Raw genomic sequence first — 16659 nt, forward strand, 5'->3', positions numbered from 1 at the left:
ACATCAACATTAAATTCATCATTTTTATTGCCAGCTTCATCAGTTGGGTGAACTAGATTTTTTCTGCATTGTTAGGTTGTGTTTTTAACTAATTCTTGCGGTCTAAATCTCCGTTACAAAACTTAATTACGTATCCTTAACGGAACCGTAGGCTGTATTAAGAATTATTTTCCTGATTTACACCAGCTTGCATGGCTGTTAAGTAGGCATCTAACTCCTGAGTATTGGCAAACACCTCAGAAAGGGGAACAGCTTTGACAATATCAAATACTTTTTGAACTTGAGGGGTAGGATGGGTAAAATATACCTTACCCTCTCTTGATTTCATCGTTTTTCGCGCCTTGGCCAACACACGTAGTCCAGCACTAGAGATAAAACTCAAGTTCTGGAGATTTAAAATCAGAGTTTGGATGTTAGGTGTCAAGCTTTTTTGAATAGATGTATCCAAATCAGTAGCTGTCAGCGTATCAAGCTTACCATCCAAAGCTAAACACAAGGTGGTAGAGTTAGTATTTTCTACGTGGATTTGCAATGACATAGATTTTATCTGGCAATTCAGTATTTATTTGTAGTTTAGCTAAAATTGGGTGATTCTAAGTATAATATTTCATTAATTCATAGCGGATTCTCAGCGTAACTCTGCGTGTACCTCTGCGCCACTTTGCGTTTAAATTTCTATAGTTAATTAGCCACCATCTTACCCAAAGCTGTACTAAGCTAATTGAGCGATCGCTTGGCGGACTGTCAAAATGTTCTTACCATTGAGATAAACATAGTCTACTTGCTCTGCGAGTTCTTGCACCAAGAAAAAGCCAAATCCGCCTAGAGAGCGATCTTCATCATCCATCATCATATCTGGTGAGGCAATTTCAGTTAAAGGATTAAAAGGCTTACCACTATCTTTAAAAGTCATCGTCAACTGTTGATCATTCATCTCAATCCGCAAATCGATACAACCGTCGCTGCGATTTTCATAACCATATTCAATAATATTGACCAAAACCTCTTCCACAATTAACTGGGCATCTTCAATCAATTCCACTGTCAGACTAGCTGCTTGCAAAATCTTGCCTAAGCTTTGTTTTACTTCCTCCAACTCGGTTAACTCACTATTGAGAGTCAGGTTCCATTCCATAACATTTGCCGCTTGAGAAAAAGGACTTGATGGTAGATACTGCACAGCTAACAAGGTAATATCATCTGATTGCGGTGCATCTCCCACAAACTGCTGGCAAAAATGCACAATTGTGCGAACTGCACGGGCTGGGTTGGTGGGAGGATAGGAAGTCATAATCTCAATTAACCGTTCCTCAGAAAATATCTCACCCTCGCGGTTCATCGCTTCTGTGATGCCATCAGTATAAAGTAGGATTAAATCGTTAGGTGCAAGTATACATTCACTTTCTGCAAATACTGAATCATCATATAACCCTAGCGGTGAACTAGTTTCCAAATCTAGATACTGAACTTGTCGATTGTGTATCAATAAGGGGGCATCATGACCGCCACTGGCGTAAGTAAACTTGCCGCTGCCTAGATCGATTACACCGCAAAATACGGTAACAAATAAACATTCTTCATTTTCGGCACATAGTTCCTGATTAACAGTGTGTAGGATTTCCCTAGGGGTATTGAAGGGTTTGGTGAGAGTGCGAATCAAGGTGACTGTGCGTGCCATTAGCAGTGCAGCGGGAAATCCTTTGTCAGCGACATCGCCAATAATGATGCACAAGCGATCGCTTCCTAAAAGAAAAAAGTCGTAGAGATCACCACCCACAATCCGCGCAGGTTTCAATAAGGCAGATATCTGATATGGCGAATTGCAACTACTGTCCACAGTAGTCCGGGGAACCATTGTGCGCTGAATTTGGGCAGCAATAGAAAGTTCGCTCTCTAGTTTTTGTTTAGCAGCAGTAGTCTCTTGCAGGTTCTGAATATAGAGTTGCAGACAATCGCGCATTTGCCGAAAAGATTGGGTTAAACGCCCCACTTCATCATCGGAAGTCACAGGAGGTAGGGTGGTATCAAGGTTTCCCTTAGCCATTTCCTGTGTGCTGGTGTTGAGTTTACGCAGAGGGCGGGTAGTCAGTTGAGAAATTAAGGCAATCACCACACACATCAACACCATATCCTTAGACATAGAAGCAATTACCAACCACAGGTATTGTTGCTCCAACTGTTCTGACTTAGCAGCAGGAAATGTGATACCGACAATCCAATCTGTAGAGGTAACAGTTCTCGTCATCAACAGTTCTTGAAAATTAGTTTTGGTGTTAATCAACCCTCGACTTTGTTGGCTATTATTTAAAATAATATTTTGCTGAGATAACCACGACTCAACTAATTGCGGATTTGCTGGTTTAACAATCCATTGCCTATTTGATGGTGAAAATACAAAAGAATTGCCCAATTCAAGATCATGCAATTCATTTGACTGGGCTAACTTTTCTGCTATAGTCGGAGATACCCAATCCAAATTTACCTCAATTGCCAGCCAACTTATAGTTACTGAATTAGTAGATAGAGGAATGCAATAGGTAATGGCTGATGAATTATTAACGGAATAGGGTTGCGTCCAAAACGGTGAATTAGCAGGTTTTTTACCATTGATTGTGCAACGAGTGAGCCAAATATTAGTTATTTCCTGGTTGAGATTGGTATATTTTCTCTGTCGGTCATAGTACCATCCAGAGTCAGGAATATTGTTAGCATTAATGAGTGCAATCGCCTGGAGTTTAGGCTGTTTTTCAAGCAGGGTTTTTAGCCGTAGCAAGAGTTCATTTTGATAAACAGAATTGGAATTTTTTTCTACCTTTTCAACAGAATGAATCGACAGGAAAATACTTCGCTCAATGGCTTGTAATTTTCTTTCGATCTCGTTTGCTACAGTGTTAATTCGAGACTGAGATAAATCAATCAACCAAGTACCTACAGTTTTATGCATCAGTTGGCGGGCTTGCCAATAGGAAACTCCATAAATTCCTATCGCCGCGACAACACAACTAAAGATCAACCGATGGGTAATACTTTTAAATCGCAAGATGGATGGCTTTTTCATAACTAATTTTTTTATAAAATGGTGTGAATAAACTCATATTTGCTATCATACTTAATGAGGATTTATTATTAATTACAAATTAGTTTAACTTATAAATTGCACTCCTATTCACCAACACCTCTCCTGTTAATAAATCCTTCACAGTGGCTAATAAAGTCCGTCGAGAGTCAACCTCAAATAACACCGATATTCTATCAATTCCCGCTTCGCCAGGTGGGTTAAGTTTAGCGACACAAACCTGTTGATTTTGAGTATCTAAAGAACGGTAACTTTCTTGATATTGAAGAGTGCTGCAAGTCATTTTTCCTGAAGCATCAAAAGCAATTTCTGTTTGTGACATATCACCTAATTCACCAATATCTAAACGAATCTCTTTTTGTCCATGATTAGCAACTTGCAGATTTAACCATTCTTGACGTTGACAAGGATATTTGTCACCTTTGGTAAATAACCGATGATAAATATAACTTTTGCTATAACTTTCCCATAATCTAATTGCGTAACTATGACGGAGAAAATCATCTATTTCAGTAATCTGCGTTATTGCTAACGCACCATGACATACAGCATCAAAAGGCTTATTTAATTTTACTTTATTTTTACCAAAATAGGAAATAATTAATTGTTGGACTGCGGGAATTAAACAACTTCCTCCTACTAATAAAACCTGTTCGATATCATTTTTACCAATACCCTTTCTTAAAGCAAAATTTAAAACCTCATCTAAAGCATCTCGTAACTGTTGTAAAAACTGTTTATATTCTAAAATCTCTTCTAACTTTTCTCGATTAACTTTTAATTCATAAGACATAAAAGATTCATCATCAAACCAACTTTCAGCTACAGATTGATTTTTTGATAATTGAATTTTTAAACGTTCTGCAATTTCTAATAAATTTTGATACCCAATTTTTCCAATTTGTTCCGGTGTTAAATTTTGAGAATGCAAATAATCATCAACTATCCAAACATCAATATCTTCACCACCAACATAAGCTTCCGACTTAGCTAAAACCTCAGCGCGTAAACTGTTAATTTCATCAGAATTAGTCACAGTTTTCACTAAGCTTAAATCTAGAGTTCCCCCACCAAAATCAACGACTAAAATTAACTTACCGGGACTTTTTACCGCATATCCTAAAGCCGCAGCAGTAGATTCATCAACAATGGAAACTTGAGGAACATTTAATTTTGTCCCTAAATCTCGAAACCAATCTAAATAACGTTCAAAAGCACCAACAGGAACAGTAAAAACTAAATGAATAGGTTCAATATTCTGCTTTTTGAGTTCCTTCCAAATAGTTTGGATAAACAACTCAGAAACAGCAACAGAATTATAACTTATTCCATCAATTTGACGTGGTGGTGGTTGATAATCTCCAGCTAAATCACGTTTAAACTTTTTAAATAACCGTTCTGGAGGGTAATTTTGAGAAAGTCCTAAACGTTGACTTTTCACAGCTTCACCTAATATAATATTATCAGGTGATTTAATAAATAATAAACTAGGAATAGCAGGAAATTCAAATCTTTCACCTTGAGGAGTGACACCCACAAATACACGGGATAAATTAGGAAAACGTAAACTTTTAGGTTGTTGAGTATCAGGTTCTAAAATACTAATTACAGTATTACTTGTACCAAAATCAATTGCAACAATAGTCATAATTAATAGTAGGTTGGGTTGAGGAACGAAACCCAACAAAAACAATAAATAATATCATCATGCTGAGTTTAAACAGAATAGATAAATTCTTTGCATCTTTGCGCGAACAAAATATATGATGTTGGGTTGCGCTTTGCTTAACCCAACCTACGATATTATCATTTAATTATTATCAAATCCTGCGGGTAGAGTGCGACTAACCTTAGCAGGATAGAGAATTTTATCACCATTTTGATAACCAATAAAACGAATATAGACTAATTCCCCTTCTTGAATATCATCACTATCAGCTTGATGTAATTGGGGATTATAATTAACTTGTTCCCAAGTTTCACCAATAGCATTATAACCCCAAGTTGTAATTAAATTATCTAAAGATGTTAATAGGGAAATTAGGTTCTTAGCTGGTAATTCAGGTTTAGCTAAAGCCATTTTTTTGACTGTAGGATAGTTGCTGAGTAAGGTTTGTAATTGGGTAAAGGTTTCATTTTGAAAATCGCTTTGTAGTTGTTGAGATTGTTGTTTTAATTCCTCCCTTAGTCGTTGACATTGAATTTCTAACTCTTTAATCTTCTGTTCTGTGTCTGGAGAGGTTACAGATTCATTATTATTAGATGTATCTTGATTATTTTCTGGGAATAATATCCGCAGAATAACATAAACGATGATTACGAGAATTACAGCAAAACCGATATGATTAATTTGTTCTAGCATATTATTTGTTTATGTAGTTTGTCTGCAAATCCCCGACTTTTTATTCTCGTTCTCAGTCTCCAGACTGGGAATGCAATTCTAGAGGTTCTACCTCTATTTTATCAGAAGAGGCAGAGCCTCTATATTGCATTCCTTGTCAGAGACAAGAAACGAGGAATTATTGTTGTTGTAAAGATTGATTTTCTGAAGTGGTAATTAACTCATCATCTTGATAATATTCTGATAACAATTTCTGAGATTCTATTTCTCCCAAGGATTTTTCTAACCCTTTTGTTGTTTCCACACAACTAGAACCAGTTGCATTTAAAACCCGTTCCACAATTTTACCATCTTTACCAATGCGATATTCAATCTTTTGATATTCAGCCATAATGATTTTTCCTGGTTAATAATATTAACATTTTAGATCCCCCTAAATCCCCCTTAAAAAGGGGGACTTTGAAGAATTTAGCCCCTCTTACCTTAAAAAGGGGGACTTTGATATTTAGCCCCCCTTAATAAGGGGGGTTGGGGGGATCAATTCTTATTTAAACCCATCTACCAACTAAAACCCGCACCGTACCATCTGCTAAAACTTCCTCTTCTTCCACATTAAAACCCTCCATTTGTATAGTTTCCATCAAAGTTTTATGGGCGTATTTTTGACTAATATTATTAATAAACTCCTGCTGATTAATTTTCGCACCCCAAAAATCAGCAACTAATTCATAACCTTCTCCATTTTTACGAAAACCTAAATCATAACCATTAGATTGCTTAATCACATATTCAGCATTAGTTCTATCACCCATATAACCGCGTACATTTGTATTTTGTTCAACTTGATAACCCAACTCTTTTAATACTTGAAGCAGCACTTCACCCTGTTTAATTTGCACCTTGATAGTTGTAAAATGAGACATAAAAAATTAACTCCTATAAAAAAATCTCTCTCCAAAACCTCTTCCCTATCTCTCCGAGACGCTGCGCGAACGTTCCTTCGTGGTTCATTTTAACTCTTAATTACGAATTACGAATTACGAATTACGAATTACGAATTACGAATTATTAATCCACCTCCAAAGGACCCAAACCTTGCTGCTGAGAATAAACCTTCAACTCCTCAATTAGCAGTGTATCAATAGAAGCCGTTCTTGCGCCAGCTTCCGCAGCCCAGCGTTTTAAAATGGTAATTTGTTCCTTAGCAATAGCCGCCAAAGGAACAGTTTCCGATACCGCAGCTAATATATCTTCTGTATTAAAATCCCGCCTATTACCATCAATTAAACTACCAAAAGCGCGGTGCATTCCATCAATAATTACTTGTTGAATTTCCGCACCGCTAAAGTTTTCGCTATTTTTGGCAAGTTTCTGTAAATCAAATTCTCGCAGTCGGGAAGGACGGATTTTATGAATGTGGACTTTAAAAATATCATGGCGTTCTTTTTCTGTAGGTAAATTTAAAAAGAATATTTCATCAAATCGCCCTTTTCTTAATAACTCCGCTGGTAATATTTGCACATTATTAGCAGTAGCCACCATAAACACCGGACTGGTTTTTTCTTGCATCCAAGTTATTAACGTTCCAAATACTCGGCGCGATGTTCCCGAATCACCATCAACCCCACTATTAATATTACCAAATGCTTTATCTATTTCATCCATCCACAATACACAGGGTGATATTGCTTCTGCTAATTGAATCATTTGGCGAATGCGATTTTCACTTTCTCCGACTATGCCACCAAATAATCTACCCACATCTAAACGTAACAATGGTAAACGCCATTCATGGGCGATAGTTTTGGCTGATAATGATTTACCTGTTCCTTGTATTCCTACTAATAAAACGCCTTTGGGGTTGGGTATGCCATAACGTCGTGCTTCTTCGGTAAAAGCATCTTGACGCATTCGCACCCACTGTTTAAGATTTTCCAAACCACCGACGTTTTTTAATGATTCATTGGACGTGTAAAATTCTAAATATTCCTGTTTGGCGAACTGCTTGTTTTTTCTCTTCTAAAACTCTATCAATATCTGTTTCGTTGACTTGTCCTTTTGCTGCTAAAGCGGCGGCTAAAACTCTTCTAATTCTGGCGCGACTTAATCCTTGACAGGCTTTGATTAATTGTTCTTTTCCTAGTCCATTTAAGTTAAGTTTTTCGGGGACTATTAATTGATGAATTAAATAATCTATTTCTTGGATGTTGGGTAAGGGAAAATCAATTACTGTAATTTCTTCTTGTAGTTCTGGGGGAATGGTTAATGTATGACTGGTGAGGATGAGGGTTTGGCGTGTGCATTTGAGTTGACGGGTGAGGTTTTTGATAGCACGAATTACGGGCGCATTTTTTTCTGTGTCGGGGTTTTTGAGGATAAAATGTATGTCTCGCAATACAAATATTGTGGTTGTATTTTCTGGGGTTTTGGTAATTCTTGATAATGCACCCATGACTGAACCTTTATCAGTGCCATTATCATCCCAACCGGTGACGATATCCCATAATAATAGTTGTCGTGGTGTCTGGGATATTTGGGTGAGTTGTTGGAGGACTTGTTCTATTGGTTCTTCTTCGACTCCGACTATATATAGTAGGGGATAGCGGGCGCGAAGCATGAGGTCTATTTGTTGGAGTAGTTGTTGATGGGGGTTATTCATTTATATAAATAGGGTGGATAGTTGTTAGTTTATTGGGTTTGCAGATACAGATAAAAAACCTATATTTCATTTAACTCCATCTGCTTGCTTTCTCTTAGCCCTCTGCTTGTCGAGCCTTTTCTGTTTTAGTTGTTGGATTGTATCGAAAAGAGACTCGTTAGCTTTTTTTGCCTCCATAAGATGTCTATTTAACTCCATAAGATGTCTCGTTGACTTGATCATTGAAGAAAATGCAATTTCCATTTCCGTAATTTTATGTTTAACGCTCTCTTCCTGTATATTCAAATCTTCAAGTTTTTTCTGCTCTTTGGTCTTTAACTTTTCTGTAGCGATCCTTAACTTCTCCGCAGTAAGCACATCAATTAATCGAGTAACTTTGATTAAATACCCTAAACTGAAATCTGCATCTGAATCTATTAATGCTTGATTAACTTTCCCTATTAATCTTTGTTCACTATTTTGATGTGTTGGGGTTTTAAAGATCAATTTTCCTATTTTATCAAGCAAGCCCAAGTCTGGTAGTTCATGTTTTTTAGTCCAAGCGACTAACAATGAATAAGCTTTTAATTGCACTTCTATAAATTCATCTTTTAATAATTCAATTACTAAATCTAAACCTTGTTCTCCATAATTCAAAGCTTGCTCCAGTGCAGCAATTCTCACACTTGAATGTGGATTTTTCAACCGCAATTTTACCCCATCAATACCACCTAAAACTGCTGCACCTTCTAGGGATGGAATATTACCTCCAAGCACAGCATCGTATTCTCGCGGTTGTTGGGGATTATTCATGATTGGTTAATAGTTGGTTTCATCTATACTTGATTAAAAATAGCATATTATTGTCTGAATCAGGATGACCAGGATTTGAGGATGTACAGGATGTAATTGTTTGATTATTTGTTAGTTGTTGATGATTAGTATGGAGAGAAACGAATATTTATGAAGTGAGATGGAAGAATAAATATATGAATCTCATCTATCAACCATCAAATTACAATCCTGTAAATCCTTTAATCCTGGACATCCTGATTCAGACAAAAAATTTTCTCCCTACGCGAGAGAGGTAAAAAAAGAAAAAGCAAGAGGGCAAAAGCGCATAGTGATACTAAGTCCCCGCCGCACCACTACATACCACCCGAAAACCGAGATTGTTGCTTCTGCCGTTACTGCTGTAGTCTTGGCTATAACCAGAACGGCAATTGCCAGGAATATAGTCCCACGAACCACCGCGCTTCGGTCTTCTGTAAGCATTCTCTTCAATATCTGGATGATTTTGACACCACTCCCATACATTGCCGTGCATATCGTATAATCCAAAGTTATTGGCTACTCCAAAACTCCCTACTTCTCTTGTTTTTTCTCTATAAACTCCTATTGGTTCTTGTCGATAAGTATAATTACCATGATAGTTAGCTAAATCTGTGGTAATCGTATCTCCAAAGTGAAATGGTGTGGTAGTTCCCGCTCTACAAGCATATTCCCATTCGGCTTCACTAGGTAATCTGTAGTTTTTTCCTGTCCTTTGGCTTAATTTTTGACAAAAAATACCTGCATCATACCAACTAACTCTTTCAACAGGGCGATTACTATCTTTGAAACAAGAAGGGTTATTTCCCGTGATAGCTTGATATTGTGCCTGTGTTACCGGATATTTTCCCATAAAGAAACTAGGAACTGTAACTTGATGCTGAGGACTTTCATCATCACGTCTTCCTATTTCATTTTCTGGTGAACCCATCATAAAAGTACCACCAGAGATTGCAGCCATTTCTAAGGTAACGCCATTACCTAAATCTTCAGTAAAATATCTAGCTATACGCGGCTGACGTTGAATAATTTCACCAAATTTGTCAACTGTAATTACTTCTATTTGTTCTAGTGTTAAACCTTCATGATTAGGCTTTTCTAATATTTGTTTAATTCTTGGTTCTGTTCTTTTATTTAATATTAAATAAGCTGCATTTTGTACATCCCAAGATTTATCTTTTAAACCTGCAATTACCAAATCTAAACCCTGTTCTCCATAATTCAATGCTTGCTCAAGTGCAGCAATTCTCACCTTTGAATCTGGATTTTTTAACCGCAACTTTACCCCTTCAATACCACCTAAAACCGCCGCACCTTCTAGGGATGGACTATTACCACCAAGCACAGCATCGTATTCTCGCGGTTGTTGTGGATTATTCATGATTGGTTAATGGTTGGTTTCATGTATGCTGTATTAAAAATAGCATATTATTGTCAGAATCAGGATGTTCAAGATTTAAGGATGTACAGGATGTGATTGTTTGATTATTGGTTAGGTGTTGATGATTAGTATGGAGAAAGGTTAATTTTTATGAAGTGAGATGTAAGAATAAATAAACGACAGCCATATTAAGTATCAAATAATCATCCTGTAAATCCTCTCATCCTGGTTATCCTGATTCTGACTATAATAAAGATTAATCAACACCCCAAACCCAATTAGACAATCATATTATGAGTACCGTATCCTTAGAAATACCTGAAGAAATCTTAATTAGTCTCAAAGAAACTCCAGAAAGTCTGACTAGAGAAATACAAATTTTAGCAGCAGTTAAACTTTTTGAACTTGGTAAACTTTCATCAGGAAGAGCAGCACAATTAGCGGGAATGTCACGGGTAGAATTTTTAACAATTTTAGGACGTTATCAAGTTTCTCCCTTTTCTTTAACTTTAGAACAATTAGAAAGAGATGTTAACAATGCCTGAATCTTTAGTGATTGTCAATACTTCTCCTTTACTATATCTTCATCAAGTTGGTTATTTAGAACTACTGCAAAACTTGTATGGAGAAGTTATCACACCTCCTGCGGTAATTGCAGAATTAGCAGTTGGTAAAAATCAAGGAATTAATGTTCCAGATATTCATTCTATTGAATGGATTTCTATTACTTCCGTTAAATCAAGCAGTTTAATTCCTGCTGTTATAGATTTAGGACAAGGAGAAGCAGAAGTATTAGCATTAGGATTAGAAAATCCTGGTAGTTTGTTGATTTTTGATGATCAATTAGCCCGAAGAATTGCTAATATATATCACTTAAAATATACAGGAACAGTGGGTGTTTTAGTTAAGGCGAAAAAACTGGGTTATTTGTCTTCTGTTGCTTCTGTAATTACCATACTACGACAACAAGGAATGTGGTTGACAGATAGCATTATTAATGATGTCCTCAAATTAGCTGGAGAATCTAAATTAGATTAGCATATTTAGCCTGGGAATAAATTCCCAGTCTCATAGCGAAAGTCCGTTAAAACGGACTAAAGAAATTTTGTAATAAACATCCTGTAAATCCTTCCTGGTTATCCTGATATGGCTTACGCCACGCTACGCTATCATACAATATGTTACAATCGGAATAGAGGTAAAATCAAAAATTCCGTAATTAAATTGATCAGAAAAGACAATGCAACAAATTAATTTTGATGCTCGTGTAGATGAAAATGGTTGTTTATACTTGAAACTTCCCCCAAATTTTGCCGGGATGGCAATAACAGGAAAACTTTTATATCAAGTTCATCCTCTTTCCTTACCAAATCATAAAGAGAATAAAATTGATATTAATCTTGTTCGGAGTATTTGTCATCAGATTAGAAACTTACCAGTTCTTAATAGCAGAACTCCTGATGAAATTATTGGTTATAACGAATTTGGAATCCCAGAATAATGGTTATTGATACTTCTGCTATTATGGCAATAATTTATTTATGCTGAACCTGAAGAATTGATATTTATTGAACTTATTAACGAAAGTGTAGATTGTTTACTTTCTTCTCCAGGTTATGTGGAAGCATCTATCGTTTTAGGTACTAAACATGGTCAGCAAGGTGTAGAAAATTTGAATTTATTAATTGCAGCATTATCTATAACTATTGTACCTTTTACTGTAGAACAGGCACAATTAGCAAGTGCCGCATTTTTGAAATTTGGTAAAGGCCGTCATCCTGCAAAACTGAATATGGGAGATTGCTTTTCTTATGCTTTAGCAAAATCTACAAATCAACCTTTATTATTCAAAGGTAATGACTTTATTCACACCGATATTGATCAAGTAAATTATTAATTGATGCTCTATTTGATGTAGACAATAAACATCCTGTAAATCCTATAATCCTGGGTATCCTGATTCTGACATTTTAATGTTTATAATAGATAATCATGAATGTACAAAGAATTGGATGCAATACCCAGAAAGGTAAGGCATCAAGATAATTTTCAACTTCGCCATAATTATGAATTAAGAATTATCATCTCTTTTTAGGATTGGGTGAATTACGCTGCTTGGGAATATCTCCTCGCAGTTGTAATCTGCCATTAGTAATAATTCGCAACATTTCTTGAAGATCCTGTTCGATATTTTCCAGGACATTATCAGCATATTGATCAGCACCATCTTCAATTTCTTGAGCTTGTGCGATCGCACTTTGTCTCATTTCCTCCAATTCTTGCATACAAGCACGCCGTTTACGCTCAATTTCCGCCTCCGTGTCTTGCATCATTGCGTCACACTCTTGCTGGACTTTTCGCCGCAGTTGTTCAGCTTCCCGTTCAGCTTGTCTGATAATATCGCTTTCCGCTAAAATTTGCGCTCTTTTAGCTTGCGCTGCTTCCACCACTTGCTGTCCATATTCCTCAGCTTCCAGCATGATTTCCTCCTTGTGTTGGAGTAGTTCTGCTGCTTCCTGAAACACAGATGGTAAGGAAAGACGGACAAAATCCAGCTGTTCTAGGAGCTTTTCTTCATCTATGAGCGTACGTCCCGTCAGCGGAATTCGTAAACTAGAGAGAACCATATCCTCTAGACGGTTGAGTTCCTGCTGAATATCTACCCCTGGCTGTCCATTGGGATGGTCTTGGGGGAGAGGATTGTTGCCGTTGTGATTGGACTCAGGACTGGAGAGTTTTGGTTGTAGCATTGGTATATATCCAGGGCAATGTGTGGGGGAACAAGATGATCAACAGAGCCACCAAACTTTGCAATCTCTTTTACCACACTACTACTTAAAAAACTATACTCATTGGAGGTAGCCAGAAAAACTGTCTCTATCTGAGTAGAAAGTGTTTTATTGGTGTGGGCCATTTGTAGCTCGATTTCAAAGTCGGAAACTGCTCTTAAACCCCTGATTAAAACTTGTGCTTGTCGCACATTGGCATAGTTGACAGTCAAACCATTAAAGCTATCTACTTCCACATTTGGTAAATGTTTTGTAGTTAGACGAATCTGTTCTAGCCTTTGCTGCACTGTAAACAGTGGCGTTTTGTTAGGATTTCCCAATACGGCGACTATCACCTGCTCAAACAGCCGACTACTGCGCCGAATTATGTCAAGGTGTCCCAAGGTGATGGGGTCAAAACTACCAGGATAAATCGCAATCACAATCGTAGATGCATCAATGTACTTTAGGTGATTATATCGACATAATCTAATTTAACTTACTTAAATCTAACATTTACGGCCAAAGGGAAGAAGGAGGATGCAGACGGTAGGTGTGCTTATGAATTTTGAATTGATTTGTCCCCATCTCCCCAAAATGTACAAATTCAAATCACGACAGCTTATGATTTTTAGGGTGGGTAGCGCCTAAGAATTTTAAAATCCTCCCGTAATCCAATCTTTTAGGTAATTTTGCATGGAACTGGATTTTTCCGCTTTGCCCTTAGCGTTTCAATTTACTTCTCCAGGACCAATTCTGGTAAAAATAGGGCCAATAGTTATCCGCTGGTATGGCTTGTTGATTGCCTCAGCCGTGTTAATTGGTGTGAGTCTTTCCCAGTACCTGGCCAAGCGTCGTCACGTTAATCCAGAGTTGCTGAGTGATTTGTCAATTTGGCTGGTAATTGGCGCTATTCCAGCAGCCAGGATATATTATGTTTTATTTCAATGGTCAGAATACTCCCAACACCCAGAGCGAATAATTGCTATTTGGCAAGGAGGTATTGCCATTCATGGTGCAATTATCGGTGGTGTAACGGCGGCGTTAATTTTTGCCAAACTGAAAAACATATCTTTCTGGCAATTAACTGATTTGGTAGCGCCTTCACTGATTTTAGGGCAAGCGATCGGACGTTGGGGAAATTTTTTCAACTCTGAAGCTTTTGGCGGACCGACAAGTTTACCTTGGAAATTGTATATTCCCCCAGAGCGTCGTCCCCCCAGCTTGGCTAGTTTTGAATACTTTCATCCCACCTTTCTCTATGAATCTCTGTGGGATTTAATGGTGTTTACCCTACTTTTGACTTTATTTTTTCGGGCTTTATCTCATCAGCCACGGCTGAAGCTCGGGACGCTGTTTCTAGTTTACTGGGTAGCCTACAGCTTAGGGCGCTTTTGGATTGAAGGCTTACGCACAGATAGCTTGATGCTAGGTCCACTGAGGATTGCACAAATAGTCAGTTTAAGCGGCATTATTTTTGGATTAACTGGTTTAGCTTGGCTTTATTTGCTGAAACGTCCTTTACCCGATGTAGTTCCACCCTCAAAAAGTGATATCGTGTCTGATTGAATATTGATTCTTAACGGCAACGCTCTGACGTGGGAGCATGGGAAATAAATCAGTTAATATGTTTTTAACTTGTATAATCTGCAGTGTTAGCAATACGCGCTGAGTCAGGCACAAAGAGACGCGGAGAGGGGGAGACCTCACAAGGGTAGGTATTTTACATTGTCGTGAGGGCAAGACTTGGGGGACAAGGAAGGACAGTGGACAAGGGAGGAAAACCGTACAAAATCATATTCTCTTGGTAACAAAAAACCATTGTGCGGAGAAAATCTTCCTTGTCTACTTTCCCTCCTTGTCTTCCTAGTCCTGCCTTAACAGATAATATTAAAAACCTACCCTTGTCAGGAGGGGGAGACGCGGTGACGCGGAGAGATTGTCCCTTTCTCTTTCTCCGTGTCCCTGTGTCCCCGTGTCTTCCTTCTTTTCCCTGCTCCCTGCCCCCTTGCTCTTTCCCTCCTGTCCCCAAAAATAAAAAATGCCCCAGAGTTTTCTCTAGGGCTTAACCAGGGTGCATCTACCATTTCTTTCTACAACGCTAAAGGGGGTAATCCGGAAAGGTGCTGAAAGATTTGCCAAAAGAATTTTTTGCGGAATTACTGTGGAGTTGTATATCTAATGAATATACAGCATCTTAGTGGTGCAGGAGGTACAAAATTTAAGCACAAAACCTGATGGTAAGAGACTTTCAACCCTATTCCCTATTTCCTGCTGTATGAGTAAGTTGAGTGATCAAACTAAGTTAGATTATTTAGAACCAGCCGTCTATATTGTGGGTGCAGGACCCGGAGATCCTGATTTATTAACGGTTAAGGCTCACAAACTGCTGGCTATGGCTGATGTGATTCTATTTGCTGATTCCTTAGTACCAACACAGATTTTAGATATTTGTCGCCAAGATGCCGAGATAATTCAAACGGCGAATCAGACTTTAGAAGAGATTTTGCCGATTATGATTGAGGGAGTGCGATCGCATAAATCTGTGGTTCGTCTTCATTCGGGAGATCCTAGTCTCTACAGTGCTATCCACGAACAAATGCAGCTTTTAGCCGCAGCTAACATCCCTTTTGAAGTCATCCCTGGCATCAGTGCCTTTCAAGCTGCCGCAGCTAAACTGAAAATCGAATTAACTATCCCTGGATTAGTACAAACTATCATCCTGACTCGCATTAGTGGACGTACAGAGGTTCCCGCTACAGAAGAATTAGCCAGCCTAGCAGCACATCAAGCTAGTCTCTGCTTGTACCTCAGTGCGCGTCATGTTGTCGATGCTCAAGCTAAACTACTAGAACATTACCCACCACAAACCCAAGTAGCGATTTGTTTTCGTGTCGGGTGGCCTGATGAAAAAATCCGGGTTGTCCCACTTCAGGAAATGGCTAGTTGTACCCATGAAGAACAATTACTACGGTCTACACTTTATATAATTAGTCCTGCACTTTTACCCGTAACCGGTCGCTCTCGTTTATACCATCCTGAACATAATCATTTATTTCGCTCATCTCATCACTAAATAAGAAATAGAAAGGTAAAATTAATAGCATGATTGCTACCATTTGTGTTAGCAATTTGAGATTTTCAATTTGAGATTTTCAAGTTCCAATTTTCAAATTTTCAATTGCCTATTATGCCATTAATTAAAGTCCAAACTTCTGTAGCTGCTCCAGAAACAACTGTAATTCAATCAATGCTCAAAAGTCTATCAGCCAAATTAGCTAAACACACAGGTAAACCAGAATCTTATGTGATGACGGCTTTTGAGCCAGCAATCCCTATGACTTTTGGCGGAACTACTGACCCAGTTTGCTATATCGAAATTAAAAGTGTTGGCACAATGAAGCCTGAGCAAACCGCAGCTATGAGCCAGGATTTTTGCCAGCAAATTAACCAAGTTTTGGGTATACCAAAAAATAGAATTTACATAGAGTTTGCAGATGCCAAAGGTGCAATGTGGGGTTGGAACAGTACAACTTTTGGTTAATGTTTTCACGATTATCCAAGCTGCTATCTGGTTGACACTGGTAGTGGGTAATTGCTCAAAACTCTTACCCATTAACCAAT

The 16659-nt window shown here is 37.9% G+C and carries 17 protein-coding genes and 1 pseudogene; 7 read left to right on the plus strand and 11 right to left on the minus strand.

Features of this window, described 5'->3' with window-relative positions:
* Positions 1-157: 157 nt before the first annotated feature.
* The 9 genes and pseudogenes from H6G59_RS21905 to H6G59_RS21945 form a co-directional block, all read right to left on the minus strand.
* Positions 158-538: an STAS domain-containing protein gene (locus H6G59_RS21905; protein ID WP_190718388.1), complete on the minus strand. Its 381-nt coding sequence runs from the start codon at positions 536-538 to the stop codon at positions 158-160.
* A 174-nt stretch (positions 539-712) separates the two neighbouring features.
* Positions 713-3058, minus strand: coding sequence for a SpoIIE family protein phosphatase (locus tag H6G59_RS21910; protein WP_190718391.1), 2346 nt, complete (start codon positions 3056-3058; stop codon positions 713-715).
* Positions 3059-3137: 79 nt separating this feature from the next.
* Complete coding sequence (locus H6G59_RS21915) at positions 3138-4724, minus strand: Hsp70 family protein (protein WP_190718394.1); 1587 nt, start codon at positions 4722-4724, stop codon at positions 3138-3140.
* Positions 4725-4886: 162 nt separating this feature from the next.
* Positions 4887-5438 (minus strand): nucleotide exchange factor GrpE, encoded by a 552-nt coding sequence (locus tag H6G59_RS21920; protein WP_190718397.1) that lies wholly within the window; start codon positions 5436-5438, stop codon positions 4887-4889.
* Between the two features lie 157 nt (positions 5439-5595).
* The gene (locus tag H6G59_RS21925; protein WP_190718400.1) at positions 5596-5808 is read right to left on the minus strand and encodes a DUF2997 domain-containing protein; all 213 of its coding nucleotides are present in this window, start codon (positions 5806-5808) and stop codon (positions 5596-5598) included.
* A 157-nt stretch (positions 5809-5965) separates the two neighbouring features.
* Complete coding sequence (locus H6G59_RS21930) at positions 5966-6340, minus strand: DUF1257 domain-containing protein (protein WP_190718403.1); 375 nt, start codon at positions 6338-6340, stop codon at positions 5966-5968.
* Between the two features lie 145 nt (positions 6341-6485).
* Positions 6486-8076, minus strand: a pseudogene (locus tag H6G59_RS21935) (AAA family ATPase).
* 66 nt (positions 8077-8142) lie between these two features.
* Positions 8143-8868, minus strand: a complete 726-nt coding sequence (locus tag H6G59_RS21940; RefSeq protein ID WP_190718406.1) for a hypothetical protein — start codon at positions 8866-8868, stop codon at positions 8143-8145.
* A 316-nt stretch (positions 8869-9184) separates the two neighbouring features.
* Complete coding sequence (locus H6G59_RS21945; protein WP_190718409.1) at positions 9185-10267, minus strand: SUMF1/EgtB/PvdO family nonheme iron enzyme; 1083 nt, start codon at positions 10265-10267, stop codon at positions 9185-9187.
* Between the two features lie 293 nt (positions 10268-10560).
* On the opposite strand from H6G59_RS21945, the gene H6G59_RS21950 reads away from it, so the two are divergent.
* From H6G59_RS21950 to H6G59_RS21965, 4 genes are all read left to right on the plus strand, one after another.
* Positions 10561-10812 carry a UPF0175 family protein gene (locus tag H6G59_RS21950; RefSeq protein ID WP_190718413.1) on the plus strand — a complete coding sequence of 84 codons (252 nt, stop codon included), beginning with the start codon at positions 10561-10563 and terminating at the stop codon, positions 10810-10812.
* Positions 10805-11305: a PIN domain-containing protein gene (locus tag H6G59_RS21955; protein WP_190718416.1), complete on the plus strand. Its 501-nt coding sequence runs from the start codon at positions 10805-10807 to the stop codon at positions 11303-11305. The genes H6G59_RS21950 and H6G59_RS21955 overlap by 8 nt, the downstream gene beginning before the upstream one ends.
* A 202-nt stretch (positions 11306-11507) precedes the next feature.
* Entirely contained in the window at positions 11508-11768 is a 261-nt protein-coding gene (locus tag H6G59_RS21960) for a hypothetical protein (RefSeq protein WP_190718419.1), read from the plus strand.
* 57 nt (positions 11769-11825) lie between these two features.
* On the plus strand, positions 11826-12164 hold the full coding sequence (locus H6G59_RS21965; protein ID WP_199332112.1) for a type II toxin-antitoxin system VapC family toxin: 339 nt from the start codon (positions 11826-11828) through the stop codon (positions 12162-12164).
* Between the two features lie 184 nt (positions 12165-12348).
* Here the strand turns inward: H6G59_RS21965 and H6G59_RS21970 are convergent, their stop codons facing one another.
* Positions 12349-13017, minus strand: a complete 669-nt coding sequence (locus H6G59_RS21970; protein ID WP_190718422.1) for an ATP synthase subunit B family protein — start codon at positions 13015-13017, stop codon at positions 12349-12351.
* Complete coding sequence (gene coaD, locus H6G59_RS21975; RefSeq protein WP_190718425.1) at positions 12927-13478, minus strand: pantetheine-phosphate adenylyltransferase; 552 nt, start codon at positions 13476-13478, stop codon at positions 12927-12929. The genes H6G59_RS21970 and coaD overlap by 91 nt, the downstream gene beginning before the upstream one ends.
* Positions 13479-13731: 253 nt before the next feature.
* Between coaD and lgt the strand changes: the two genes are divergently transcribed.
* The 3 genes from lgt (at position 13732) to H6G59_RS21990 (ending at position 16579) form a co-directional block, all read left to right on the plus strand.
* On the plus strand, positions 13732-14604 hold the full coding sequence (gene lgt / locus H6G59_RS21980) for a prolipoprotein diacylglyceryl transferase (protein ID WP_190718428.1): 873 nt from the start codon (positions 13732-13734) through the stop codon (positions 14602-14604).
* A 709-nt stretch (positions 14605-15313) separates the two neighbouring features.
* Positions 15314-16111: a precorrin-4 C(11)-methyltransferase gene (gene cobM / locus H6G59_RS21985; RefSeq protein WP_190718431.1), complete on the plus strand. Its 798-nt coding sequence runs from the start codon at positions 15314-15316 to the stop codon at positions 16109-16111.
* A gap of 114 nt (positions 16112-16225) precedes the next feature.
* Positions 16226-16579 carry a phenylpyruvate tautomerase MIF-related protein gene (locus H6G59_RS21990; protein WP_190718434.1) on the plus strand — a complete coding sequence of 118 codons (354 nt, stop codon included), beginning with the start codon at positions 16226-16228 and terminating at the stop codon, positions 16577-16579.
* Positions 16580-16659: the final 80 nt, after the last annotated feature.

Source organism: Anabaena lutea FACHB-196 (assembly GCF_014698305.1).
In the GTDB taxonomy this organism is placed as follows: Bacteria; Cyanobacteriota; Cyanobacteriia; order Cyanobacteriales; family Nostocaceae; genus Anabaena; species Anabaena lutea.